This is a genomic window from Pseudoalteromonas sp. NFXS39 (assembly GCF_040148775.1).
Classification (GTDB): domain Bacteria; phylum Pseudomonadota; class Gammaproteobacteria; order Enterobacterales; family Alteromonadaceae; genus Pseudoalteromonas; species Pseudoalteromonas apostichopi.
On sequence record NZ_JAGDEC010000003.1, the window covers coordinates 1 to 23,640 of the forward strand.

At 42.3% G+C, this 23,640-nt stretch carries 26 protein-coding genes and 1 pseudogene; 12 read left to right on the plus strand and 15 right to left on the minus strand.

The window, feature by feature from the left end; translation table 11 throughout:
- Together J3455_RS06135 and J3455_RS06140 are read left to right on the plus strand one after the other, a co-directional pair.
- Positions 1 to 126 (plus strand): EF-Tu C-terminal domain-related protein (locus tag J3455_RS06135; RefSeq protein ID WP_475219493.1); only part of this gene is annotated, 126 nt, incomplete at its 5' end.
- A gap of 128 nt (positions 127 to 254) precedes the next feature.
- Positions 255 to 341, plus strand: a pseudogene (locus tag J3455_RS06140) (EF-Tu C-terminal domain-related protein); the annotation flags it as partial.
- 386 nt (positions 342 to 727) lie between these two features.
- Here J3455_RS06140 and J3455_RS06145 read toward each other — a convergent pair.
- From J3455_RS06145 to J3455_RS06175, 7 genes are all read right to left on the minus strand, one after another.
- Positions 728 to 1,612: a hypothetical protein gene (locus J3455_RS06145; RefSeq protein WP_349561361.1), complete on the minus strand. Its 885-nt coding sequence runs from the start codon at positions 1,610 to 1,612 to the stop codon at positions 728 to 730.
- 124 nt (positions 1,613 to 1,736) lie between these two features.
- A complete protein-coding gene (locus tag J3455_RS06150) occupies positions 1,737 to 2,930 on the minus strand; it encodes a dipeptidase (RefSeq protein WP_349561362.1) in 1,194 nt (397 codons plus the stop codon).
- A 59-nt stretch (positions 2,931 to 2,989) separates the two neighbouring features.
- Complete coding sequence (locus J3455_RS06155) at positions 2,990 to 3,247, minus strand: YheU family protein (protein WP_167658447.1); 258 nt, start codon at positions 3,245 to 3,247, stop codon at positions 2,990 to 2,992.
- On the minus strand, positions 3,244 to 4,224 hold the full coding sequence (locus J3455_RS06160) for a hydrolase (RefSeq protein WP_130050288.1): 981 nt from the start codon (positions 4,222 to 4,224) through the stop codon (positions 3,244 to 3,246). The genes J3455_RS06155 and J3455_RS06160 overlap by 4 nt, the downstream gene beginning before the upstream one ends.
- 142 nt (positions 4,225 to 4,366) lie before the next feature.
- Positions 4,367 to 4,507, minus strand: a complete 141-nt coding sequence (locus J3455_RS06165; RefSeq protein WP_074989877.1) for a DUF3149 domain-containing protein — start codon at positions 4,505 to 4,507, stop codon at positions 4,367 to 4,369.
- Positions 4,508 to 4,731: 224 nt separating this feature from the next.
- Positions 4,732 to 5,157 carry a TIGR02444 family protein gene (locus J3455_RS06170; protein ID WP_167658446.1) on the minus strand — a complete coding sequence of 142 codons (426 nt, stop codon included), beginning with the start codon at positions 5,155 to 5,157 and terminating at the stop codon, positions 4,732 to 4,734.
- Positions 5,144 to 7,063, minus strand: a complete 1,920-nt coding sequence (locus J3455_RS06175; RefSeq protein WP_239977954.1) for an ATP-binding cassette domain-containing protein — start codon at positions 7,061 to 7,063, stop codon at positions 5,144 to 5,146. Before J3455_RS06175 ends, J3455_RS06170 begins: the two co-directional genes overlap by 14 nt.
- A gap of 129 nt (positions 7,064 to 7,192) precedes the next feature.
- Here J3455_RS06175 and J3455_RS06180 point away from each other — a divergent pair, with 129 nt between their 5' ends.
- On the plus strand, positions 7,193 to 7,396 hold the full coding sequence (locus J3455_RS06180; RefSeq protein WP_054562906.1) for a YheV family putative zinc ribbon protein: 204 nt from the start codon (positions 7,193 to 7,195) through the stop codon (positions 7,394 to 7,396).
- A gap of 22 nt (positions 7,397 to 7,418) precedes the next feature.
- Here the strand turns inward: J3455_RS06180 and J3455_RS06185 are convergent, their stop codons facing one another.
- Both J3455_RS06185 and J3455_RS06190 read right to left on the minus strand, forming a co-directional pair.
- Positions 7,419 to 7,631: a SlyX family protein gene (locus tag J3455_RS06185; RefSeq protein WP_130050291.1), complete on the minus strand. Its 213-nt coding sequence runs from the start codon at positions 7,629 to 7,631 to the stop codon at positions 7,419 to 7,421.
- The gene (locus J3455_RS06190) at positions 7,618 to 8,616 is read right to left on the minus strand and encodes a WD40 repeat domain-containing protein (protein WP_349561365.1); all 999 of its coding nucleotides are present in this window, start codon (positions 8,614 to 8,616) and stop codon (positions 7,618 to 7,620) included. Before J3455_RS06190 ends, J3455_RS06185 begins: the two co-directional genes overlap by 14 nt.
- Before the next feature lie 200 nt (positions 8,617 to 8,816).
- On the opposite strand from J3455_RS06190, the gene fkpA reads away from it, so the two are divergent.
- Positions 8,817 to 9,572 carry an FKBP-type peptidyl-prolyl cis-trans isomerase gene (fkpA, locus tag J3455_RS06195; RefSeq protein WP_130050293.1) on the plus strand — a complete coding sequence of 252 codons (756 nt, stop codon included), beginning with the start codon at positions 8,817 to 8,819 and terminating at the stop codon, positions 9,570 to 9,572.
- Positions 9,573 to 9,626: 54 nt separating this feature from the next.
- On the opposite strand, the gene J3455_RS06200 is transcribed toward fkpA, so the two are convergent.
- Complete coding sequence (locus J3455_RS06200; protein ID WP_348708952.1) at positions 9,627 to 10,673, minus strand: S66 peptidase family protein; 1,047 nt, start codon at positions 10,671 to 10,673, stop codon at positions 9,627 to 9,629.
- A gap of 143 nt (positions 10,674 to 10,816) precedes the next feature.
- Positions 10,817 to 11,287, minus strand: a complete 471-nt coding sequence (gene rsd, locus J3455_RS06205) for a sigma D regulator (protein WP_130050294.1) — start codon at positions 11,285 to 11,287, stop codon at positions 10,817 to 10,819.
- A gap of 612 nt (positions 11,288 to 11,899) precedes the next feature.
- Here rsd and hemE point away from each other — a divergent pair.
- Positions 11,900 to 12,964: a uroporphyrinogen decarboxylase gene (gene hemE / locus J3455_RS06210; RefSeq protein ID WP_130050295.1), complete on the plus strand. Its 1,065-nt coding sequence runs from the start codon at positions 11,900 to 11,902 to the stop codon at positions 12,962 to 12,964.
- A 45-nt stretch (positions 12,965 to 13,009) separates the two neighbouring features.
- Here hemE and sthA read toward each other — a convergent pair whose 3' ends face one another.
- Positions 13,010 to 14,440 carry a Si-specific NAD(P)(+) transhydrogenase gene (gene sthA, locus J3455_RS06215; protein ID WP_062564769.1) on the minus strand — a complete coding sequence of 477 codons (1,431 nt, stop codon included), beginning with the start codon at positions 14,438 to 14,440 and terminating at the stop codon, positions 13,010 to 13,012.
- A 13-nt stretch (positions 14,441 to 14,453) separates the two neighbouring features.
- Positions 14,454 to 15,587, minus strand: a complete 1,134-nt coding sequence (locus J3455_RS06220) for an acyl-CoA desaturase (RefSeq protein WP_130050296.1) — start codon at positions 15,585 to 15,587, stop codon at positions 14,454 to 14,456.
- A gap of 117 nt (positions 15,588 to 15,704) precedes the next feature.
- On the opposite strand from J3455_RS06220, the gene fabR reads away from it, so the two are divergent.
- The 6 genes from fabR to J3455_RS06250 all read left to right on the plus strand — a co-directional run bounded on the left by fabR (position 15,705) and on the right by J3455_RS06250 (position 22,085).
- Positions 15,705 to 16,334: an HTH-type transcriptional repressor FabR gene (gene fabR / locus J3455_RS06225; protein ID WP_130050297.1), complete on the plus strand. Its 630-nt coding sequence runs from the start codon at positions 15,705 to 15,707 to the stop codon at positions 16,332 to 16,334.
- Positions 16,335 to 16,691: 357 nt separating this feature from the next.
- Positions 16,692 to 18,239: a 2-isopropylmalate synthase gene (leuA, locus tag J3455_RS06230; protein ID WP_349561367.1), complete on the plus strand. Its 1,548-nt coding sequence runs from the start codon at positions 16,692 to 16,694 to the stop codon at positions 18,237 to 18,239.
- Positions 18,236 to 19,312 (plus strand): 3-isopropylmalate dehydrogenase, encoded by a 1,077-nt coding sequence (leuB, locus tag J3455_RS06235; RefSeq protein WP_130050298.1) that lies wholly within the window; start codon positions 18,236 to 18,238, stop codon positions 19,310 to 19,312. The genes leuA and leuB overlap by 4 nt, the downstream gene beginning before the upstream one ends.
- Before the next feature lie 58 nt (positions 19,313 to 19,370).
- Entirely contained in the window at positions 19,371 to 20,771 is a 1,401-nt protein-coding gene (gene leuC, locus J3455_RS06240; protein WP_167658444.1) for a 3-isopropylmalate dehydratase large subunit, read from the plus strand.
- Complete coding sequence (gene leuD / locus J3455_RS06245; protein ID WP_297331382.1) at positions 20,771 to 21,370, plus strand: 3-isopropylmalate dehydratase small subunit; 600 nt, start codon at positions 20,771 to 20,773, stop codon at positions 21,368 to 21,370. The genes leuC and leuD overlap by 1 nt, the downstream gene beginning before the upstream one ends.
- 121 nt (positions 21,371 to 21,491) lie before the next feature.
- A complete protein-coding gene (locus J3455_RS06250; protein ID WP_054562892.1) occupies positions 21,492 to 22,085 on the plus strand; it encodes a hypothetical protein in 594 nt (197 codons plus the stop codon).
- Between the two features lie 2 nt (positions 22,086 to 22,087).
- Here J3455_RS06250 and J3455_RS06255 read toward each other — a convergent pair whose 3' ends face one another.
- Complete coding sequence (locus tag J3455_RS06255; RefSeq protein WP_130050302.1) at positions 22,088 to 22,453, minus strand: hypothetical protein; 366 nt, start codon at positions 22,451 to 22,453, stop codon at positions 22,088 to 22,090.
- Between the two features lie 127 nt (positions 22,454 to 22,580).
- Between J3455_RS06255 and J3455_RS06260 the strand changes: the two genes are divergently transcribed.
- Positions 22,581 to 23,027, plus strand: coding sequence for a tellurite resistance TerB family protein (locus J3455_RS06260; protein ID WP_130050303.1), 447 nt, complete (start codon positions 22,581 to 22,583; stop codon positions 23,025 to 23,027).
- A gap of 3 nt (positions 23,028 to 23,030) precedes the next feature.
- On the opposite strand, the gene J3455_RS06265 is transcribed toward J3455_RS06260, so the two are convergent.
- A complete protein-coding gene (locus J3455_RS06265) occupies positions 23,031 to 23,600 on the minus strand; it encodes an NADPH-dependent FMN reductase (protein WP_349561370.1) in 570 nt (189 codons plus the stop codon).
- Positions 23,601 to 23,640: the final 40 nt, after the last annotated feature.

A 23,640-nucleotide genomic window follows, 5' to 3' on the forward strand; every position in this document is an offset into this window, starting at 1 on the left:
GGTGATAACATCAAGATGACTGTAGAACTAATCTGCCCAATCGCGATGGACGAAGGTTTACGCTTCGCTATCCGTGAAGGTGGCCGTACAGTTGGTGCTGGTGTTGTTGCAACTATCGTTGAGTAATATCAACAGATAGAGCTTCACAGCTTATAAAAAGGTCGCCTAGGCGGCCTTTTTTAATATCTGTAGAAAAGCTATCAGCTGTAAGTTTTAAGCAGTTTAGAGTGAAAGACTAATCTGCCGCCTTCAAACTCCCAATGGACGAAGGTTTACGCTTCGCTATCCGTGAAGGTGGCCGTACAGTTGGTGCTGGTGTTGTTGCAACTATCGTTGAGTAATCAACTATAGTAATGCATCAAGCGTTAAGAAAAACCCGAGCTTAGTCTCGGTTTTTTTTATGGGTGAAGAAAAGCTATCAGCTTTAAGTTTTAAGCAGTTTAGAGTGAAAGACTAATCTGCCGCCTTCAAACTCCCAATGGACGAAGGTTTACGCTTCGCTATACGTGAAGGCTGAAAGCGGGGAATTCGGGAGTGAAACTCCCGCAGCTTGAAGGCAAAGAGCTCTGCGATGAGCCGGAGGCCGTACAGTTGGTGCTGGTGTTGTTGCAACTATCGTTGAATAATCAACTATAGTAATGCATCAAGCATTAAGAAAAACCCGAGCTTAATCTCGGGTTTTTTTATGGGTGAAAAAGCTATCAGCTGTATGCTTTAAGCCGCTTTTTCATTTCCCTAACGCTTTGTCTAGCTCTTCTCTTAAGCGTGGGCTTTTTAGATTTTCAGCCATAATTTCGGCAACTTTTGCATTACTGCTATTTTCAAGAGTAGTTATTCGTTCTGCTAAATCGGTGGCGAAACTATTATTTCCGTCTCGCATTGCACGGAAAAATTGTCCAATCAGTGCAGTGGCAGAAATATTGCGAACATAATTATTATCGTCCGTTTGTAGTAACTTCTGAAAATACTCAGCGAGTTTTGGCGAAACGTTTGTTTGCCGAGATAAACTCTCTAGGGCACTAACTCGGATCTTGGCATCATTAGTGTATTCACTGATGCTTATCATGGCATCGATTACTGCATTTGCTTGGCTTTCATCTAGGTCGCGCCTGAGCATGCTTAAGGTCATTTTTAGTTGGCCGTATGCTGCTAAACGCTCATTTTCTGATTTGCTTAAATTAAGCAATGTTGCGAGTGCTTCATTTATCGAAGAGTCAGCATATTGTGGGTCTGCTTTAATGCGTTCGCGGTAGTCGTCAGGTAAATTACTTAGCCAACCAAGAGCTGGGTTTCTCTTTTCAATCTCGGCGCGTCGCTCACTTTCTTGTTGTTCGATTGCTTGCTTTACCAATGAGGCAAGTAGCTCAGGAGCAATGGTTGGAGTTTGATGCTCAAGCTCGTGAATGCGTGTTTCTAGGTCTAAAATATAGCCATGTAAAGCAATGAGATTTTCTCGGTCTTGCTCAGGAATAGCTAACTCTTTTAAGCTAGATTTTGCTGGTTGAATTAGAAAAGGTTTGTCAGTAGAAGTTGATTTTGTTTGGCTATAAATTGATAAGCCCAGTGCAATGCTTGCAAAAACCAACGCAATATTCCCTTGCCAAGTCGACATATCACATCACCCAAATTGCTTTGTAATACTAGCAGATTAAAACAGGCTATTTGTATTATCAATTACTTATATTGATAAAAAAGCGCAGCTAGTTAGCTGCGCTTTTAAATAGAGTTAAAGCTGATTAATGGGCTTTTGCGTATGCTTCGGCTTGTTGCCATACGCGTAGCATATTGCCACTTAAAATCTTTTTGATGTCTTTATCGCTATAGCCACGGTCCATTAGACCTTGCACTAGGTTCGGATAGCTAGACACATCTTTTAAGCCAGTAGGTAGAGAGTCGCCTACACCATCGTAATCTGAGCCAATACCCACATAATCGATGCCAATTAGTTCAACTACATGGTCAATGTGATCAAGTACTTGCTCTAAGCTTGCAAATGGGAATGGGTTTTTAGCACGATAAGCTGCGTCAAAATCTTTGCTTAGTTTAGTACCGTCTTTTTTCTTATCGGCTTTTGCAGATTTTAGTTGATCGTACCAAGAGCCAGCTTTTGCTGTAACAAAGCTTGAGCCGAAGTTAATTTGAATAACCCCACCATTCTTTTTCAGCGCCAATAGCATGTCATCATTCATATTACGCTCAAAACCAGGCGTATACTTACGAAGTGACGAGTGTGAAGCAATCACTGGTACTTTTGAAATTTCCATTACTTGGTAAAACGCATCATCAGAAATATGCGAAACATCAACTAGCATACCAATGTTGTTCATTTCTTTTACTAGTTCTTTACCAAATGGGCTCAGGCCTTTCCACTTACGACGAATATCATAAGATGAATCAGAAATATGGTTGCTTTGTGAGTGAGCTAGAGTGATGTAACGTACGCCACGCTCATAAAAATGCTTAAGGTTTTTAATGTCGCCTTCGATAGGCGAGCCGTTTTCCATACCCATAGCAATCGACATTTTGCCTTGTTTAAATTGCTCTTTAATATCGGCAGTAGAGTCTGCAATAGCGAACTTATTTGGCGCGCGTTGCACAATGGCTTCCATAGAATCGATCAGCTGATTTGCTAATTGATAGCTCTTACCTTTGCCTTCAAACTCTAGGTTTGCAGGAATGTAAATTGACATGAAAGGGGCATTCAAACCACCTTGCACTGCACGTGGATAATCAAAGTCTCCGTCGCTTGTGGCTTTTGTTACATCTGCCCATTTGTTATGAATACGGTAAGGCACATCGATATGGGTATCGATTAAAATAGTGTCTTTTGCCAGCTTAATGGCTTTATCTGATGCAGTAACCTGATCTGCGTTTGCTTGACCAATCAGGGCCAAAGAAACCGCAGCAACCAGTGAGCTTAGTTTTTTCATTTTTAATGGCTCTTTAAGTTAAAAAGTCATTGTGAAGGGTTACTGTATAACTTACAAGTTTAGTCGTTAAACGACGCTTGGTACTCTGGATCGGCTTGCAAAGCGATGAATTCAGCTTTAGAGATAATCGTAACTGACTCATGTAACTCAGAAAAAAACACCATAGCTTCACCACTTTTAAGTTGTTGGTGAACCTGCGCGACCTTGCTTTCAATACTAAACTCTTGTTCGCCGTAATCAGTACCTTCACGTAAAACATAGCTTTCGATTAAATTATGTAGGGTTTCTTTATCAAGGCGGTCGTGAGGAATGATCATAGCTGCTCTTTCTTAATTAATTGTTGAAAATACTCTGGAACAATACTTTCAAGCCAATACTTGGGTTTAAAAGGGTTTTTGCCGCTAATAAAGCCAACATGACCACCTTGTTCAGAGATGCGCAGCGTAACATGTTCACTCACATCTAAGCTATCTGGCACAGCTTTTATTGATAACATAGGGTCATCTTTGGCGTGCACAATAAGCGTAGGCGTTGCAATGCTTTTCAAAAATGGTTTTGCGCTAGCTTGTTGATAATAATCTTCAGCGCCAGCAAAGCCATGTAGTGGTGCTGTGAGCATGTTATCGAATTGCCATAAGTCATCAATCGCCATTAGTTTTTCAGGTGTTAAGTTAATTTGCTGTTCGATTTGTGGCAGCTTTCTTTGCATTGATTTTTTCATACGGTCGAGCAAATACTTTTGATATATTTTGCCCAAGCTTTTGCGAATAACTTCACAAGACGATGACAAGTCAAATGGCGCAGACACAACTGCTGCGCCTGTTAAGTTCGATTTAGCACCTTGCTCACCTAAATATTTTGCAAGCACATTACCACCTAATGAAAAGCCCACAGCAAAAAGCGGGCGTTTTGGAAATTTGCTCTTAAGGTGGCTGATGAAAAAGCGTAGGTCCTCTGTTTCTCCACTGTGATAAGCGCGTGCTAAACGGTTAACTTCGCGTGAGCAGTTTCGAAAATGCATTAACACCACTGCAAAGCCTTGCTGCTTTAGTTTTTTCATCATGCCTTTAGCATAAAAACTATTTATGTTGCCTTCTAAACCATGCAATACAATGGCGAGTGGGGCTTGTTCGTTATGAGGGATTGCCCAAGCTAGTTCTAAAAAGTCACCATCAGGGGTATCGATTGTCGATAAGTCGTAGCGGGTATTATGAAAAGGGCGAAAAAAGCGCGGCATTATGGTTTGTAAATGGCGATTGCGCATCCACCACGCAGGCTTAAACTCAGGTAACATAGCTGACACTTTCGAAACAAAATAAGCGCCTATTGTAGCAAGTTTTTGCTTTTTGAGAACCGCTGCGAGATTTTAGCTATATACAAATAAAAAGCCCCTAAACAATAAATTGAATAGGGGCTTTGTGCGTCGTGCTTAATTCTTACTTAGGAACTTCTGCGTCGTGAACTTTTTTAATAAAGTAACCAACATAGAAAAGGCATAAAACGATAACAACTGCCAAAATGCCGAATGACATAAATAAAACTGGGTCGCTAAAAAAATCTCTGAAGAATACGTTCATGGTTGTGCCTCCTAATGTCTATGAGTTAATCATAGGCTGGCTTGAGAACGGCTGATATGATCCAGATCAAGCAATTTTCCTGATGCTAACTAAGGCGATTTAATAGTTGATTTGGATCAAGTTTAATGGGGGCGTTGAGAGTTAAGCAGAGCGATTGGATGGTCTTTTAATGTTGTTAGCTTGATTTTTAATTAAATGGTAGGAGAAATTTTATCGCTTATCGCTTATCGCTTATCGCTTATATATAGCATTATATTGTTAGTATTAGGACACCGAGAGAGTGCCATGCTATTTAATGTGTTTATAAGTAATTGTTGTTGCTGTTTTTCGAGCTTGAGTTCTGCGCTGAGTAACTCTTTGCGAATAGTGGGGTAGTCTGGAAGCTCGGTTTGTATAGTTTTAAGGTAGGCGCGTGTTGCACGTAAGGGTTGTAAAGCGTGCTGGTCAAACTCGGCTATGCATGACTCAAGCTCACTTAGTTGAGGTGGGGTTACAGCAAGCTCTAATGAGTCCAGATAATAAAGCAGTAGGCAAAGGTTCACATTTTTGCCTTGCTGGTTTTGATAGTCTAGTAGCTTTGTTTGCATGCCATCTTTGCTGTAAAGCTGACATGCAAACTGCCAAAATTCCTCGCTGTTAAGCGTTTTCATCGGCAAAGGCCTGCTCTTTTTCTTCAAGCTCTTCAAGTGCCATGAGTAGCTCTTCTTCAACGTCATTTAGCTTCGGGGTTAAGTTTGCTTGTTTACTAAGCAGCTCTGTCAGTTTGGCTTTATTTTCATCATTGTATAAGTCATTGTCAGCAAGTGCATTTTCGATTTCTCCAAGCTCTGTAGAATACTTATCAAGTAGCTTTTCAAGCTTTTCGATTTGCTTTTTCAACGGCTGTACTGACTTTCTAAATTCTGCCTCTAAGCGCTTTTGCTCTTTACGGTTAACGCTTGAATGTGCTTTAGAGGCATTGTCTTCAGTGCTTTTAGCAGCTTCTTTGTTAGCATTGAGTAGCCATTGGTAATAGGCATCAAGGTCATAACCAAATTGTGTTACTTCGCCGTTATCAACGAGGTAATACTCATCAGCGGTATTTTTTAGCATATGACGGTCGTGCGATACGGTAACCATAGCGCCTTCAAAGCCTTGCAGCGCCATAACTAAAGCATGGCGCATTTCTAAATCTAGGTGGTTAGTTGGCTCATCCAGTAACAGAAGGTTTGGCTTTTGATATACCAGCATGGCTAATACTAAACGGGCTTTTTCACCGCCAGAAAATGGCGCAACTGGCTCAAGTGCTTTATCACCAAAAAAAGCAAAGCCACCTAAAAAGTCACGCAGTGATTGCTCTGGAGCTTGCGGGTTTAAACGTTGTAAATGGGTCACAGCACTGGCTTTTAAATCAAGTGACTCAAGCTGATGCTGAGCAAAGTAACCAATATTTAAGCCTTGATGCTGAAATACTTCACCAGCTTGAGGCTGTAAATCGCCAGCTAATAATTTAATGAGTGTTGACTTACCCGCGCCATTACGGCCAAGCAGGGCGATGCGACTACCGGGAACAAGATTTAGCTTGATGCTATGTAAAATGGTGATGTCGCCATAACCTGCTTTGGCTTGGTCGAGTGTCATTAATGGATTTGGCAGGGCCGTTGGCTCAGCAAACTCAAAATCAAAGGGTGAGTCAACATGGGCTGGGGCCAATTTTTCCATACGCTCTAGCGCTTTTACGCGGCTTTGTGCTTGCTTAGCTTTACTGGCTTTTGCTTTAAAGCGAGTAATAAACTTTTCAAGGTGAGCAATCTGTTCTTGTTGTTTTTCGAACATCGCTTGTTGTTGTAATAAGCGCTCTGCTTTTTGACGTTCGAATTGCGAGTAGTTGCCTTTATAAACGTTTATTTTTTGTGAGTCTATGTGCCAAATTTGGTCAACCACGGCATCGAGGAACTCTCTGTCATGGGAAATGAGCACCAGAGTGCCTGTGTAGGCCCGTAAAAAACGTTCTAACCAATACACGGCATCTAGGTCTAAGTGGTTGGTTGGCTCATCCAGCAGCAATAAATCGGCATCACGTATAAGCGCTTGCGCCAAGTTTAAGCGCATACGCCAACCACCCGAAAAGGCGCTCACCGGGTTGTCTATTTGCTCATTACTAAAACCTAAACCGTGTAACAGTTCGCCGGCTTTTGCTTCAATGCTGTAGCCTTGAATATGTTCTAGGCCAATATGTGCTTTAGCTTGCGCATCGCCATCATTATTTTGCTCAGCTTCGCGTAGTGCAATTCTTAGCGCATAATATTCAGGATGGCCTTGTAATACATAATCGAGGGCACTGATTTCGAGCGCGGGTGTTTCTTGCTTTACAGAGGCTATTGACCAGTCTTTAGGAATTTGGCATTCACCGGCATCGAGTTGCAATTCAGACTTTAATAGCGCGAACAGCGTTGATTTACCACAGCCATTAGCGCCAACAAGGCCGACTTTATGCTCTGGGAATAAGGTTGCAGAGGCACCTTTTAATAAGGCGTTACCACCACGTAGAAGTTCGATGTCTGAAATTTGGATCATGAAAGTTTACTTGCACAGCACTAATTAAATTGCCGCTATCATAACACGGATCACATTAGGCTTCGCAATCGTATCAAACAGAGAGTTATTAGGCTAAAATAGCCACCTACATGCCACGGGAGATCATCTATGAGACAAAAGAAACGCTTTATTGCTGGCGCATCATGCCCTGAGTGTAAGGCTATGGACACCATGATGCTTTATAAAGAACATGATGTGGAAAAAGTGGAGTGCGTACAGTGTGGCCACAAAATGACGCAACCAGAACAGGCTGTGCAAGCCTCAACACGCCAATTTGAGCAAGTGATTGGTGTATTTAAGCCGGGCGATTAATTCCCGGCTCTATCCTACCTAATTAATAGTGCGGCGGTGGCGGCTCTTGCATTTGCGACATCAAAGAAGGCTGTTGTGATTCTTTGATCTTCTCTGCAAGTAACTCAGTCTGGCGTTTCATTTTTGCCAACTGCTGTTGGTGCGCTTTAAGCTCATCATTCAATATTTCAATTGTTTCATCTTGAAAAGCGACTTTCGCTTCAAGTTCCATTAGACGATTTTCAATTGTATTCATTTGATTCTCTTAGATTAAAACTTTCAGCGAATCCGCTGGAGCTTTCGGTTAATAACGCTTGGTTGTTATCAGTAAACGCAACATCTAACACCACGGCTGATTTCGGGCGGCTTCCTTCACGAGGAATAACTTGCCACGTTTGTAATTTTTTACCAGACTCAAGCTGCCATAAATCGACTAATCGATTGGGTGAACCGGTGGCAATTAAAGTGCCTTCATCGTTAAAACGGACGGCGGTAAAAATTTTCTGACGCGCAATATACGCCAGTTTGCTAACAAGATCACCTGTAGTCAGCCGCCATACATTTGCTTGCTTCATACTGTCTGCGGTAAATGCGTAACGACCTTGTGGATCAAGGGCGACTTGAGTAACGCGACTTGGATGATTAAAGCGATGGATCACCTGCCCTGTACGAGTATCCCAAAAGTAAGCAACGTAGTCATTTGAACCACTGATGGCGTAGTGGCCGTTAGGTGATAGGTCAACAACATTAACTTTTTCTTGATGACCAAGGAACTCTATGCGCCTTCCACTTTCTAAGTCGAGGTAAACGACTACACCGTCGGCGCGGCCGTATAATACGCTGCGCCCTTGGTTACTTATCGCGATATCTCTAATGGTTGAGGCGTGAATTTTGTAATAACCTGTGTTGTCTCCCGTAGCAATGTCCCACACTGCGAATGTGGACTTCTCGGCGGTAACAGCATGGCTATTGTCGTAAGAAAGAGCTACGGTGTGAACGAGGCTATCTTGAGCTTGTTGTTGGAACCATTGGTATTTTAACACTTGCTGTTGATTATCCCACAGTGCAACCCCATGGTGTATTGATGAGATTAGGCTGTATTTGCCATCGTGCGAAAGCGCGGAAGCAAATGCTCCTCTAGCCGCATGCTCATAGCGTGCAGTAGATTGCTCATGTTGCTCAGAGCAGCCTGCAACTAAGCAAAGGCTGAGCAGATACAAAAAAGTACGAAATATCGACATATTACGAGTATTTCCCCTTAACTCTTAGTGATTGAGAGGTTAGACTAGGTCTCGTTGAAGGCCTAGGTTGTTAGTCTAATCGCTGATCATGCAATTGCATGACGTTAGTTATTAGACAAGCAGCCTACCATGTAGGTCGTTAATCTTTAACTAGTAATAATACAATAATTGACAACTGCAAAGTGTGTCGGAGATATAAAATGAGAAAGACGATTAAATTGTCATTGATTGCAGCGTCAGTTTTAGCGCTAACAGCTTGTAATCAGGAAGCAAAAAAAGAACAGCAAGTTGAAGTTAAACTAGAGACTGAAGCTCAACAACAAGCATACGGTATTGGTGCGTCGGTTGGTAACTTCCTAAACCAAGATCTTGCAGATAAAAAAGCACTGGGTGTTGAACTAGACGAAGCACTTCTTAAGCGTGGTTTTGAAGACGCACTAGCAGGTAACGCTAAACTTGATGACGAAAAAATTCGTGAAGTATTAACGGCGCTTGATCAAAGCATTCGTACCAAGCAAGAAGAAAAAGCGAAAGTAGAAGCTGAAAAGAGCAAAGCTGAAGGCGAGAAATTCCTAGCTGAAAACGCGAAGAAAGAAGGCGTTACTGTAACTGAGTCTGGCTTACAGTACGAAGTAATCACTGAAGGTGAAGGCGAAAAGCCAGTAGCAACTGACGTTGTTAAAGTACATTACAAAGGTACTTTAATTGACGGTACTGAATTTGATAGCTCTTACTCACGCAACGAACCAACAACGTTCCCACTTAATCGTGTGATCCCTGGTTGGACTGAAGGTTTACAATTAATGCCAGTTGGCTCTAAGTACAAGTTCACGATTCCATCTGATCTTGCATACGGTGAGCGTGATCTTGGTAAGATCCCAGCAAATTCAACGCTTGTTTTCGAAGTAGAATTACTTGAAATCCAAAGCGATGATAAAGCTGTTCCAGCTGAGTAATATTTAACTCACTAGAAAAGGGCCTATAGGCCCTTTTTTTACGCGTGAAGTTTATTAACTAAATGCCGCTTCTTTCATTTTTAATGTGCCGTTATTTGCATCAAGCTCAACCAAAGTGCCAACAGGTAAAATAAATTGGCGTTTAATATGGCCAATCATGGCTCCACGATAAGCAGGAATTCCCAGCGGTTTTATATGATCTGCAAAAATATCGTCAAGGGTTAATGAGCCATAACCTCGGCCAGGCCTACAGTCATTACAATCACCAAATACAAAGCCTGCAATCTTATCAAGTGCGCCCATGAGTTTTAGTGTACTCATCATTCTGTCAATTCGATACGGCGCTTCATCGATATCTTCTAAAAATAAAATTGCGCCATTAAAGTCAGGTAAATAGTCCGAACCTGCAAGGGCAGTCAGCACCGTTAAGTTGCCACCTATTAATTGTCCAGTAGCTTTACCTGGAGTAATCGTTTGGGTCAAATATTGTGTGTTAACTAACTCATCTTCGGCTTTTGGTAAGTTTTGGAAATACATCAGCTTACGCGCTTCGAACATGTTCTTAAATTGCGCTACATGAAAAGGGTTCCAGTCACTTGATGCATTTGGGCCATGAAAGCTGATTAATCCAGCTTGAGAGAGTAACGCGTTGTGCAGAGCAGTAATATCCGAATACCCCATCAGTGGTTTTGGATTGTTACGGATCATCGCGTAGTCAAGCAAAGGTAAAATACGGGCGGCCCCTGAACCTCCACGTAAGCACAAAATGGCATCAACTTCTTTATCACTGAATAAGCTATTCAAATCGCCAGCTCGCATTGCATCTGTGCCAGCTAAGTGCCCTCGTCTTGCCAGAATGTTTGGTGCAAGCTTAGCCTTGTAGCCTAATGCTTCTATAACGCCCTTTGCTAGTACGATATCAGCCTGCTGCGCGGTGGCTGCTGATGGACTGCACACACCTATAGTGCCTCCCTTTGCCAGTATTTTTGGTTTTATTAATGTTTGGGTACTGCTATTTTGTGCAGCCATTAAGGGAGTTGATGTTAGACTTGCGCCTGCTGCAAGGATTGAGAGTGACTTTAAAAATGACCGTTTATTCATAGCGAGCCTCATGTTTTTATAGTATGAGTATCGCATTGAAAAAAATATTTCAAATATTTGTTACGAAATGGAATAGATGATTCTTTCGGAGATGGCAAAAAGAAACTTTCAGCAGAGAGTATTTCTCTGCTGTGTAACTGATGTTAGCTGGTGTGATTTGAATATAAGTTGTCGATTAACTCATCTTCTAATTCAAAGCGTAATTCAAGGGCTTCACCTAACGTTGATAAGTCTTTATCAAACTCATCAAGCAGGTCGTCTTGCTCTACTTCTGCGTATTTGTCGTTAAAATCGAGTGCTACATCTGTGGTTTCAGAAATGCGAGGATATAAGGTATTAGCCAACTTTTGGCTATCAGGGCCTTTTTCTTCACACGCTTTGGCAATGTCGTCGTAAATTTCGAAATGGCCAGCAGAAAGGTAATCCATCAGAATTTGGCAAAAGTTTTGAATTTGCAGTTGATCAGGAAGGGCGTGATCTTTCTTTTCATACGGTGAAAAGCCTGCAATACGGCAGAACAACACAAGCAGCTCTTGACGTTCTGTAAGCCATTTGTCGATTACAGAGTGACTACCGCCCCACTTTTGTTGAGCTTTTTCCAAACGCGTCAGCATATTTCATCTCCTCGCTGAGTAGGTTTTCCTTTGTATATATAAAAAGGAAATATGACACAAAGATCAACTAAATTCTTAGTGTCTAATTGCAACAGATTGTAAAAGTCATCCTAAAGGCATATTTTTTAGCATTGAATAGGCTAAGAAGCACCCTTGTTTTTTAGAGTGGACTTTTTTTTCTCTAATTGCAGTGTATGGGAATTGATTCAAAACTACTAGTATTAATTTTGCAATTTTTATCTAAGGAATGGGTGTGTAAATTACTGATTTAGAAAAGAAAAAACCACCAAAATTGGTGGTTTAATTCTTTTTCTAAGACTTGTTAAACAAGCGTTCTTATTATTATGGGAAGATTGTTGTTCTTATTGTTATAAGATTTTTATTATTGTTTTTGTTAACGCGGGGTAAGTTATACCAAGCTTTTTTGGATGTTGCAAATTTATTAATGAAAAGTTTTAAATTTATTTTGTTTTTGTGCAAAAAACGCACGGTAGGCTTAGACTGGCTTAAAAAACATGATCTATATCTAGCCTTGATTATCTATCCATAGTGAGACGCGCAATATGGTGATACAATCTGCTCAATTTCATTCAGTTCTAGGATTCTATACGCATGAGCGAATTAAAAAACGATCGTTATTTACGTGCACTACAAAAGCAACCTGTTGATGTCACACCGGTATGGATGATGCGCCAAGCTGGCCGCTATTTACCTGAATACCGTGCTACACGTGCCCAAGCAGGCGACTTTATGAGTTTATGTAAAAACGCTGAACTTGCTTGTGAAGTAACGTTACAGCCATTACGTCGTTATCCGCTTGATGCTGCAATTCTATTCAGTGATATTTTAACTATTCCTGATGCTATGGGCTTAGGTCTTTACTTCGAAACAGGTGAAGGTCCGAAATTTGAACGTCCGATTTCTTCATTAGCAGATGTTAAAAAAATCCCAAATATCGATCCAACTGATGAGCTTGGTTATGTGATGAATGCGGTAAGTACGATTCGCCGCGAATTAAAAGGTGAAGTACCGCTAATTGGTTTCTCTGGTTCACCTTGGACACTTGCTACTTACATGGTTGAAGGTGGTAGCAGCAAAACATTCGGTAAAATCAAGAAAATGGCCTTTGCAGAGCCGCAAACCCTGCACCTATTACTTGATAAATTAGCTGACTCAGTGATTGACTACTTAAACGCGCAAGTTAAAGCGGGTGCGCAATCGTTAATGGTATTTGACTCATGGGGCGGTGTATTAAGCCCACGTGACTACAACGAGTTTTCATTACAATACATGCACAAGATTGTTGATGGCTTAATTCGTGAATACGATGGCCGTAAAGTGCCAGTGACGTTATTTACTAAAAATGGCGGTCAGTGGATTGAAGCAATTGCAGCAACTGGCTGTGATGCAGTAGGCCTAGACTGGACAATTAACATCGGTGATGCAAAACGTCGTGTTGGCGATAAAGTAGCGCTACAAGGTAACATGGACCCAGCCATGCTGCATGGCACGCCTGAGCGAATTCGCCAAGAAGTTGCGACTATCCTAGAAGACTTTGGTACAGGCTCTGGCCATGTATTTAACCTAGGTCATGGCATTACACCAGATGTAGACCCAGAAAACGCAGGTGTATTTATCAACGCCGTTCATGAATTCAGTGGTAAATACCACAAATAAGCAAAAGCTAGTCATAAAAAAGCCCGCATTAAGCGGGCTTTTTCGTTACTTAAACAAACGATTTAAACCATTTAATGCGGCTACACGATAGGCTTCTGCCATGGTCGGGTAGTTGAACGTGGTATTTACAAAGTAATCAATGTTATTACCGCCGTTCTTTTGTTCCATAATTGCTTGGCCGATGTGAACGATTTCAGAGGCACGCTCACCGAAGCAGTGCACGCCAAGTACTTCTTTGGTATCAACATGGAATAAAATCTTTAAGCTACCTACCTCAGTGCCCGCAATTTGCGCACGCGCTAAATGCTTGAATTGAGCACGACCTACCTCGTAAGGGACTTTTGCTGCTGTTAACTCTTGCTCTGTTTTACCGACTGAGCTCATTTCAGGAATTGTATAAATACCTGCTGGAATATCAATGATCAGCTTCTCATCACAGTTACCACATGCAATCGCATCGGCTGCAATACGGCCTTGGTCAAATGCCGCACTGGCAAGACTTGGGTAACCAATTACATCACCGACAGCATAAATGTTGTCGACTTCTGTTTGGTATGTTTCATTCACTCTAAGCTGGCCACGACCATCCGCTTTTAGGCCAACAGCTTCAAGATTGAGTGTGTCTGTGTTACCAGTACGACCATTGGCAAATAAAATACAGTCAGCTTTTACGCGCTTACCTGATTTTAAGTGCATTACCACACAATCATCGCGAGTTTCTACGCGATCAAACTCTTCATTATGACGAATAACAATACCGCTATTCCAAAAGTGATAGCTTAGAGCATCTGAAATTTCTGCATCCATAAAGGCCAGTAGGCGGTCGCGGGTATTCACCAGGTCAACCTTGGCACCTAAGCCTTTAAAAATAGAGGCGTATTCACAACCAATCACACCGGCACCATAAATCAGCACACGATGAGGGTCATCTTCAAGGCCTAAAATCGTATCGCTGTCGTATATACGTGGGTGTTTAAAGTCTACACCCGGTGGACGGTAAGGGCGCGAGCCAGTAGCAATAACAATCGTTTGTGCAGTAAGAGTTTCAAACGAACCGTCTAGGTGCGTCACTTTGATAGTGTGTTTATCAATAAACTCAGCATCACCTTGATACATATGAATGCGGTTTCGCTCATAAAAGCTGCTACGTAAATTAGATTGCTTTGAAATGACGTTACTTGCGTGGCGCAAAATATCTGGGAAAGTTAAGCGGTTAGGGCGCTCACTAATATTAAAAAGCGGGTTTGCTTTATATTCAATATAACGGCTCACAGAATGACGTAATGCTTTTGACGGGATAGTACCCCAGTGAACACAACCGCCGCCTACTGCTTCTTGACGCTCAATAACAGCGACTTTTTTGTTGCTTTTAGATAGGTTCATGGCGGTACCTTCACCGCCAGGACCTGTACCTATGATGATCGCATCATATTGATAAGATGGAGTATCTTTTTGCTTTACTTGTTGTTTGGCCACAGCCGCTCCTATGTTAACTAAAAGAGGCTTTTAACAACCTCGCATTTAGTGCAAGCCAAGCCTGCTTTTGGTTTTCCCAAGCGGCTTCAAGCTCATGATATTGTGTCATTAATGCTGATTTTTCGCACTGCTTCATCATTTTATTTCGTTTGATTTCTAACACGCGTTTTTGCAGGGCACAGAAGTGTTGCAGTCTTTTCAGCAGTAAATCGTACTCAGATTGTAATAATGTAAGCTTATCTTGCGCTAAAGGCAATTTTGCGAGGCGACCTTGGGTCTTATTCATCAAGGTTTCTGCTTTGGCTTTTTCAATTCGCTCAATAGGTGTGCGCTTTAATTTTGAAGCAAGGCCAATTGCAGCTAAAGAGCGGATCATCCACTTCGTTGGATCATAGTGATACCACTTAATGCCGTTACGGTAGTCGCTTGCAAAAATGTGGTGGAAGTTATGATAGCCTTCACCGTAAGTGAATAGCGCTAAAAAACCATTATCACGCGCCGTGTTCTTTTCTGTATAAGGACGTGAGCCCCAGATGTGTGCAAGTGAGTTGATAAAAAACGTAAAATGCTGGCTTAATACTAAGCGCAGTAAACCAACCAGTAATAACATCCCCCATACATCACCAAGCATTAAACCTAGCAATAAAGGAATACCAAAATTAGTCGCGACGACTAATTTCATATAATGGCGGTGTTGCCACATAACAACTTTATTTTTTTGTAAGTCGCGACAGTTACTATAGTTCCCGTATTGCTCGCCTTGATAATCACGTAACATCCAACCTATGTGGCTATACCAAAAACCATTTGTGGCGGCATATGGGTCTTTAATTGGATCATCGACTTGACCATGATGAATACGGTGATCGCTACTCCAGTGCAACGCACTATTTTGCAGAGCAAAAGCACCGCCTAAAGCAAAAAATACTTCAATAACAGGGTGCACATCATAGGCTTTGTGTGCCCATAAACGGTGATAACCAGCAGTAATAGAAAGTCCGGCGTAGAACATACAGCCAACGAAGGCTATCCACTGTGTACTGGTGTATCCGTAGCTAAAGCCATACCAAGGAACAAGGGTGATCGCGGCCAAAAATGTAAGGCTAAAAAATAGCACATTGGTCCAAATAATCGGTGGTTTTTTCATCTGAATAAATCTCGGCGTACAGTTGTACGCTAAAATAGTGTTTCATTCTCTCCGCGTCAAGTATTAGACTGTCTCATTAACCGAAAAAATTATTAAAAGTTCACTCTGGGAGTTTCCATGTCGGGTGTTAGAGCGCAACAGAAACAAAAAACACGACAAGCACTGATCGAAGCAGCATTCAATCAATTGAGTGCTGATCATAGTTTTTCTAATTTAAGCTTGCGTGAAGTTGCCCGTGAAGCAGGGATTGCACCAACTTCTTTTTACCGTCACTTTAAAGACATGAATGAGCTCGGATTGACCATGGTTGATGAAGCTGGTTTAACACTTCGCCAACTTATGCGCCAAGCTCGCCGTCGTATTGAGAGTGGCGGCAGTGTGATCACCACATCAATCGTTACCTTTATGGAATTTATAGATAACTCGAGCAACCAATTTAGATTGTTATTGCGAGAGCGCTCAGGGACTTCAAAAGCATTTCGTGCCGCGGTTGCTCGTGAGATTAAACATTTCATTTTAGAACTAGCACATTATCTTGAAAGCGAAACACCATGCGATCCAACTCATGCATATATCCAAGCTGAAGCTATGGTGACTTTGGTATTTAACGCCGGTGCCGAGGCCCTCGATATTGAAGGGGCGCAGCGCGAAGAGCTGGTTGAACGCCTGATCTGGCAATTACGTTACATTGCGCGCGGTGCCACTTTATATGTACGTGATAGTAATCAATCTCAAAAGTTAATCTAAGCAATAGAAGCTTTACCGTCCGAAATTTTAAACGTTCAATACATTTAAGTTGGGTTAATTAACCTGTTAATTGCTTTATTGTGGATTTTTATTTCTAAAATTGGGATTTGAAAATCGATTTTGTGGAAGAATTATGCTTGCAAGCTGGTTTTTTGAATGTTAAAAATACAGCCACTGAACACACATTTAGTAAATTAAGATGCAAATTACACATTCAATTACATTAAAACTAAACCTCTTACTGATTAAATCAGTGAGCGGGGCTTAGTGTATTTGCATTTGTAGAACATTAAAAAACCCCGCAACCGCGGGGTTTTTTTTATCTCGCTAATGGGTCATTGGGAACGAGGACAGTTTATGAAAGATAAGGTTTGGATTTTTGACACAACGTTACGTGATGGTGAGCAAGCATTAAAAGCAAGCCTAACCGAAGACGACAAAATTCAACTTGCGCATACCATTAGCCGCTTAAATGTGGATGTAATGGAAGTAGGTTTTCCGGTATCTAGCCCGGCAGATTTTCGCTCTGTACAGCGAATTGCGACTGAAGTGAAAGGGCCAATTATCTGTGGCTTAGCACGTGCTGTAGCAAAAGATATTGAAGCATGTGGTGAAGCACTTCGCCCGGCAGAGCAGGGCCGTATTCATACTTTTATCGCAACCAGCCCATTACATCTTGAGCACAAATTACGTATGAGTTTAGACGATGCAACGGCAATGGCTGTTAAGTCGATTAAACTTGCTCGTAACTACACGGATGACGTTGAATTTTCATGTGAAGATGCTGGCCGCACGTCACACTGGGATTTATGCCGCATCGTTGAGAGTGCCATTGATGCGGGTGCATCAACCATCAACTTACCTGATACCGTAGGCTATGTAACACCTGACGAATATGCAGCGATGATTCATCACTTAATGAACAATGTACCAAACATCGACAAGGCGCGTTTAAGTGTGCATTGCCATAATGATTTAGGTTTAGCGGTTGCTAACTCAATTGCTGCGGTACAAGCCGGTGCGCGTCAAATCGAATGTACTATTAATGGTATTGGTGAACGTGCAGGTAACTGTTCGCTTGAAGAAGTGGCGATGATCATGAAGATGCGTGAAGACCACTTAAAAGTGCATACCGATATTCGCAGTGAAGAAATTTATCGTGCTTCGCGCCAAGTCGCGAAGATTTGTAATATGCCTGTGCAACCAAACAAAGCAATTGTTGGCGAAAATGCCTTTGCACACAGTTCAGGAATTCACCAAGACGGCGTATTAAAAGCGCAAAACACGTACGAAATTATGTCGCCAGAAAGTGTCGGTGTACCTAATAACCAATTAAACATGACTTCGCGTTCAGGTCGTCATGTTATTGAGCATCGTTTAGAAGAGTTAGGCTATCAAAAATCTGATTACGATATGGATAGCTTATACACTAGCTTCTTAGCATTAGCAGACCAAAAAGGCACTGTGTATGACTACGACTTAGAAGCGATGATTTACTTCAATCAAATCAAAGATAAAGACGAGAAGTATCAACTTGAATTTGTTAACTCTACGTCTAACTCACAATCAGTAGCGAGCTCAACAATCGGTATGACAATTGATGGCGAGTCTAAGCAAGAGGCGGCAACAGGTAATGGCCCTGTTGAAGCATCATTCTTAGCAATTGAGCGCTTAACGGGTATGTCGGTCGAAATGATTGAATACAACCTAGAAGCAACAGGCCAAGGCGCCAGCTCGCTTGGGCAAGTGAACATTATTGCTAAATACGATGGTCGCCCTTATCACGGTGCGGGCATTGCAGCGGATGTGGTTGAAGCGTCAGTACGCGCCATGATCCGTGTTTATAACTTAATTTATCGTGCACAAAAAGTGTCTGATTTAAAACAACAGAGGAAAGCAGGATGAGTCAATCGAATTACAGTATCGCAGTATTAGCAGGCGACGGGATTGGTCCAGAAGTTATGGCTGCAGCAGAAACCGTCTTGGATGCTGTAAGCGAAAAATTTGGTTTTACTTTGACTCGTCATCACCACGCGATTGGTGGTGCTGCCATCGATGAGTTTGGTCAGGCACTGCCGCAAAGCACATTGAGCGCATGCGAAAATGCTGATGCGATTTTATTTGGTTCGGTAGGCGGCCCTAAGTGGGAAAACTTACCACCGAACGAGCAACCAGAGCGCGCGTCACTGCTGCCACTGCGTAAGCATTTTGGTTTGTTCTGTAATTTACGCCCAGCACAATTATTACCAGCACTAAGTGCTGCGTCACCGCTCCGTGCAGATATCAGTGCACAAGGCTTTGATATCTTATGTGTGCGTGAGTTAACCGGCGGTATTTATTTCGGTGAAAAAGGCCGTAGTGGCGAAGGTGATCAAGAAGCAGCTTTCGATACCCAGACCTATTCACGTAAAGAAATTGAGCGCATCGCACGCTTTGCATTTGAAGCTGCAAAGCTGCGTAGTAATCACGTTACTTCAGTTGATAAAGCGAATGTATTAGCGACCAGCGTACTTTGGCGTGAAGTGGTCTCTGAAGTGAGCAAAGACTACCCAGAAGTAAGCCTAGACTACATTTATGTTGATAACGCGGCAATGCAGTTAGTGAAACAGCCAAGCCAGTTTGATGTACTTCTTTGCGATAACCTATTTGGTGACATTTTGTCTGATGAGTGCGCGATGATCACAGGCTCTATGGGCTTATTACCATCAGCGAGTTTAAATCAGTCTGGCTTTGGTTTGTATGAACCTGCTGGTGGCTCAGCACCAGATATCGCGGGTAAAGGGGTGGCAAACCCAATCGCACAAATTTTAAGTGCTGCGCTTATGCTGCGCTACTCACTAGGTCAAGATGAAGCGGCTCGCACGATTGAAAAAGCGGTAGCAGAAGCGGTTGAGGCCGGTGTTGGTACGCCAGATATCTACCCAAATGCAGGATACACCACCAGTGATGTTGCTGCGGCAATTGTGGCACGTATTTAATTAAAAATTGTTTGCGCTGAGCTCGTCACTCAGCGTAACTAAAATGAGGGAATAGCAAGTGGCCCAAACCTTATACGATAAAATTTGGCAAGCTCATGTAGTCGCCAGTATTAATGATCAAACCGATTTACTTTATATCGACCGTCACCTAGTTCATGAAGTTACTTCGCCGCAAGCCTTTGCTGGTTTACGTGAGAAAAACCGCAAAGTACGTTGCCCAGAAAAGACCTTTGCAACCATGGACCATAACGTTTCAACAAAAAGCCGCTCATTAGATGCAGCCAGTGAAGTGTCGAAAAACCAATTAATGGCACTGGATGCAAACTGTAAAGAGTTTGGTATTCAACTTTATGATTTAAATTCTATTAACCAAGGTATTGTGCATGTAATGGGGCCTGAGCAAGGCATAACTTTACCTGGCACAACCATTGTTTGTGGTGACAGCCATACCTCTACCCATGGTGCATTTGGTGCACTAGCGCACGGTATTGGTACTTCAGAAGTTGAACATGTACTAGCCACTCAAACGCTACAGCAGAAAAAAGCCAAGTCGTTAAAAATTCAAATTAATGGTCGCCTTCGTCCAACCGTTACTGCAAAAGATTTAATCATGGCAGTGATCGGTAAATTAGGAACTGCGGGTGGTACTGGCTATGTTGCCGAATTTTGTGGTGAAGGAATCGAAGCGCTGTCTATGGAAGCCCGTATGACGCTTTGTAATATGAGTATTGAAATGGGCGCAAAAGCGGGTTTAATCGCACCAGATCAAACAACTTATGATTATTTAAAAGGTCGCCCATTTGCACCAAAAGGTGCTGACTTTGATAGTGCTGTTGCCTACTGGCAAACGCTAAAAACAGATGAAGGCGCACAATTTGACCATGTTGTTGAATTGGAAGCTGCTGATATTCAACCGCAAATTACTTGGGGTACCAGCCCTGAGCAAGTGATTGGCGTAGATGAATTCATTCCTGATCCTGATAAAGAGCCAGATCTAATCAAAGCTGATGCGATTCGTAGCGCACTAAAATATATGGGTTTAAAGGCTGGCGATAAATTGTCTTCAGCAACTGTTGATACCGTGTTTATTGGCTCATGCACAAATAGCCGAATTGAAGATTTACGTGCTGCCGCGCAAATTGTTGAAGGTAAGCAGGTTGCAGCGGGTGTTGAAGCACTGATTGTTCCAGGTTCTGGCCTTGTTAAAAAACAAGCCGAAGACGAAGGCCTTGCAGATATCTTCAAAGCAGCTGGCTTTGAATGGCGTGAGCCAGGTTGTTCAATGTGCTTAGCAATGAATGACGATAGATTAGAAGCCGGTAAACGCTGTGCGTCGACCTCAAATCGCAACTTTGAAGGTCGCCAAGGTCGCGGTGGTCGCACTCACTTAGTGAGCCCAGCAATGGCAGCGGCAGCGGCAATTCATGGTCGTTTTGTTGATATCAGAGGAGAAGCCTAATGAGCGTATTTTTTAGTGGCTTAATGGCCCCGTTAGATAAAAACAATGTTGATACTGACCAAATTATTCCAAAGCAGTTTTTAACGTCGACAAGCCGTGATGGTTTTGATGCGGCGCTTTTTTACGATTGGCGTTATTTAGATAACGGCGAGCCAAACCCTGAGTTTATTTTGAACCGCCCTTGTTACCAAGGTGCGCAAATTCTTTTAACTCGCGATAATTTTGGTTGTGGTTCATCGCGTGAGCATGCGCCATGGGCATTAAAGCAATATGGTTTTGAAGTTATCTTAGCGGAAAGTTTTGCCGATATTTTCTTCAATAACTGCGGTAATAACCAAATGCTTGCTATCGCATTACCGGCAGAAACGCTTGAGCAATTATTTGTGCTGAGTGAACAGCATGATGATATTCATATCGAAGTTGATTTAGAAAACCAACAACTTCGTAGCGATAAGTTTGACACCATTCACTTTGATATTCGCCATGACATTAAAGAGCGTTTATTAAGCGGCTTAGACTTTATCGGTGTGACTGAAACACTTAACAGCCAAATTGATGCTTTTGAGAAGCAACTAGCAGCAGAGCGCCCTTGGCAATAATCTGTTTTTCCATGTGAACCTAAACGCGGCCAAGGCCGCGTTTTTTGTTATTTATCGTAATTGTTTTCTTTCTAAGCTTTAAACCATTAGCCTAAGCAAAATTTTATTTAGGGAACACACCATGAAATACTTAGTGGCATCGATGCTCGTGGCAGCATCATCAGTAGCGGCTGCACGACCTGCGCCGTTAGTGTCAATTCCAAGCCATGATGGCTTTTTTGACAACATTGCAGCCCATTGCGGTAAAGCTTACGAAGGTAAAGTGAGCGTTGATAACGCGGCTGGTCCAAGCTCGTTTGCGGGCAAAAAGTTAGTAATGCATGTACGTCGTTGTAACGAGCGTGAGTTACAAGTGCCATTTCATGTGGGTGATGATGCATCTCGTACTTGGATCATCACAAAAACTGGCAGTGGTTTGAGTTTAAAGCATGACCATCGCCATAAAGATGGCAGCGATGATAAATCAACCATGTATGGTGGTCATACCCTTGATGCTGGCTTTGCTAACGCGCAGTCGTTCCCGGCTGATCAATATTCAAAAGAGTTGTTTGTTAGCCAAGGTATTCCCCAATCAATGGGTAACACGTGGCAAATGTATATTTATCCTAAGCAATTTACTTATCGCTTAGTACGTGAAGGACGTGAGTTTCGCGTTGATTTTGACTTAACTAAACCTATCACGCCGCCAAGCGCGCCTTGGGGATATGAAGACTAGTATTATTTAGCTTCGTCTTCACACTGTAAAACAACCGTTAAAGGTGGCTGATAGGCGCGTGGTTTAGTTGGAAAACGTTCATACTCCTGCACCCCATCAGTCACTCTTAGCATAAATGGTTTGTCTCTACATAAGCGGTTTGCATGGCGCAGTAAGAATACGCTTTGATTGCGAAAGTGCTTATAGTCGTCAGACTGAATTTCGAGGTGGTAGCGGCCGTCGGCTAATGCAGTTTGGTTATAATGGACTTTCTCGTCAAAATCATAGAGTTTTTCTGTTTCGCCTTTTGCAGCTTGCGCATAACTGCATCCAGCTAATATCAAAAAGGCGCTGATTAATAGTGCTTGTGTACTTCTCACTTCACTCATAAACACTTAACTCCATGTGATTAATACCTTGTTTCATCGTGATGTTGAACCTGAATTAGCATCCATAGTCAAACTAAGGTAACGTTATGTCTTACATGTAGTTTAACACCCAAAAAGGGAAAATGTGATGCTCAATAAAATAAAACAGCTGTTTTCAGCTTTGAACGATACCCAATCTAATATTTCTGAGCATGACCTAAAAACCGCCGTTGCTGCGTTATTAATTGAGGTTATGCGAGCAGATGATGAGTTACAAGATGATGAGCAACAGACCCTGAATGAGACCTTAAAGAAGTACTTTTCTCTTACCGATGAAGAGGTTCAAGAGTTAGTTGCAAGTGCGTCTCAGCACCTTGATGATGCGATAGATTATTTTCAGTTTTCAAAACAAATCAATGCCCAATGCAGTGCCGAGCAGCGTATTGATATCATCGAGCTGTTGTGGCGTTTAGCCTACGCAGATGGCAATTTAGATAAGCATGAAGAAATGGTTATTCGCCGCGTTGCAAGCTTACTGTATGTAACCCACGAAGATTTTATCGCTGCTAAGCTAGCAGCGACAAAACTAAGTTAGCAATTATTTATTTAATTTGCTCGCTACGCTCACAAGTTGCTGGGCAAGGCTCGCAACTTGCTCGGCTGTATTAGCATCGCTGATGCGGCCTTGTTCATCTAGTTTTGTGTGGATAGCAGAAACTGCTAATTGATCAGCAAGTATGATACTGCCAATTCCTGATAAAATATCACGTACGTGATTTAAACCTCGTAAGCCGCCTAAACCACCTGGCGAAGCTGCATAAAGCGCCGTGATTTTATTACGAAATGCTGGAACCGCGCCTTGCTCTGTACGGGATGCCCAATCGATTGCGTTTTTAAGTGGTGCTGTAATTGAACCATTATACTCTGGACTAGCTAATAAAATGCCGTCAGCAGCGCGAAGCTTATCTTTTAACAATTGTGCGCCGGCTGGCGTGCCTTGCGCTTCAATATCTTCATCAAATAAAGGCAAGTTTAAATCGCTTAGTTTTATCACTTCTACTTCTGCACCACTTTCGAGGGCGAAGCGTGCAGCTTCATTAATCAGTTTTTGATTAAAGCTGTCTTTACGTAGACTGCCTGCTAGGGCAATAATTTTTGGTGCTGTCATGATGGCTTCCTTTTTTAAGCTTCACTGTTGTTGATACACT

Coding starts and splice junctions, on each gene's coding strand:
- J3455_RS06145 (WP_349561361.1), bottom strand. CDS start 1,612: ATGTCGACTTGGCAAGGGAATATTGCGTTGGTTTTTGCAAGCATTGCA.
- J3455_RS06150 (WP_349561362.1), bottom strand. CDS start 2,930: ATGAAAAAACTAAGCTCACTGGTTGCTGCGGTTTCTTTGGCCCTGATT.
- J3455_RS06155 (WP_167658447.1), bottom strand. CDS start 3,247: ATGATCATTCCTCACGACCGCCTTGATAAAGAAACCCTACATAATTTA.
- J3455_RS06160 (WP_130050288.1), bottom strand. CDS start 4,224: ATGTTACCTGAGTTTAAGCCTGCGTGGTGGATGCGCAATCGCCATTTA.
- J3455_RS06165 (WP_074989877.1), bottom strand. CDS start 4,507: ATGAACGTATTCTTCAGAGATTTTTTTAGCGACCCAGTTTTATTTATG.
- J3455_RS06170 (WP_167658446.1), bottom strand. CDS start 5,157: ATGAAAACGCTTAACAGCGAGGAATTTTGGCAGTTTGCATGTCAGCTT.
- J3455_RS06175 (WP_239977954.1), bottom strand. CDS start 7,063: ATGATCCAAATTTCAGACATCGAACTTCTACGTGGTGGTAACGCCTTA.
- J3455_RS06180 (WP_054562906.1), top strand. CDS start 7,193: ATGAGACAAAAGAAACGCTTTATTGCTGGCGCATCATGCCCTGAGTGT.
- J3455_RS06185 (WP_130050291.1), bottom strand. CDS start 7,631: ATGAATACAATTGAAAATCGTCTAATGGAACTTGAAGCGAAAGTCGCT.
- J3455_RS06190 (WP_349561365.1), bottom strand. CDS start 8,616: ATGTCGATATTTCGTACTTTTTTGTATCTGCTCAGCCTTTGCTTAGTT.
- fkpA (WP_130050293.1), top strand. CDS start 8,817: ATGAGAAAGACGATTAAATTGTCATTGATTGCAGCGTCAGTTTTAGCG.
- J3455_RS06200 (WP_348708952.1), bottom strand. CDS start 10,673: ATGAATAAACGGTCATTTTTAAAGTCACTCTCAATCCTTGCAGCAGGC.
- rsd (WP_130050294.1), bottom strand. CDS start 11,287: ATGCTGACGCGTTTGGAAAAAGCTCAACAAAAGTGGGGCGGTAGTCAC.
- hemE (WP_130050295.1), top strand. CDS start 11,900: ATGAGCGAATTAAAAAACGATCGTTATTTACGTGCACTACAAAAGCAA.
- J3455_RS06220 (WP_130050296.1), bottom strand. CDS start 15,587: ATGAAAAAACCACCGATTATTTGGACCAATGTGCTATTTTTTAGCCTT.
- fabR (WP_130050297.1), top strand. CDS start 15,705: ATGTCGGGTGTTAGAGCGCAACAGAAACAAAAAACACGACAAGCACTG.
- leuA (WP_349561367.1), top strand. CDS start 16,692: ATGAAAGATAAGGTTTGGATTTTTGACACAACGTTACGTGATGGTGAG.
- leuB (WP_130050298.1), top strand. CDS start 18,236: ATGAGTCAATCGAATTACAGTATCGCAGTATTAGCAGGCGACGGGATT.
- leuD (WP_297331382.1), top strand. CDS start 20,771: ATGAGCGTATTTTTTAGTGGCTTAATGGCCCCGTTAGATAAAAACAAT.
- J3455_RS06250 (WP_054562892.1), top strand. CDS start 21,492: ATGAAATACTTAGTGGCATCGATGCTCGTGGCAGCATCATCAGTAGCG.
- J3455_RS06255 (WP_130050302.1), bottom strand. CDS start 22,453: ATGAGTGAAGTGAGAAGTACACAAGCACTATTAATCAGCGCCTTTTTG.
- J3455_RS06260 (WP_130050303.1), top strand. CDS start 22,581: ATGCTCAATAAAATAAAACAGCTGTTTTCAGCTTTGAACGATACCCAA.
- J3455_RS06265 (WP_349561370.1), bottom strand. CDS start 23,600: ATGACAGCACCAAAAATTATTGCCCTAGCAGGCAGTCTACGTAAAGAC.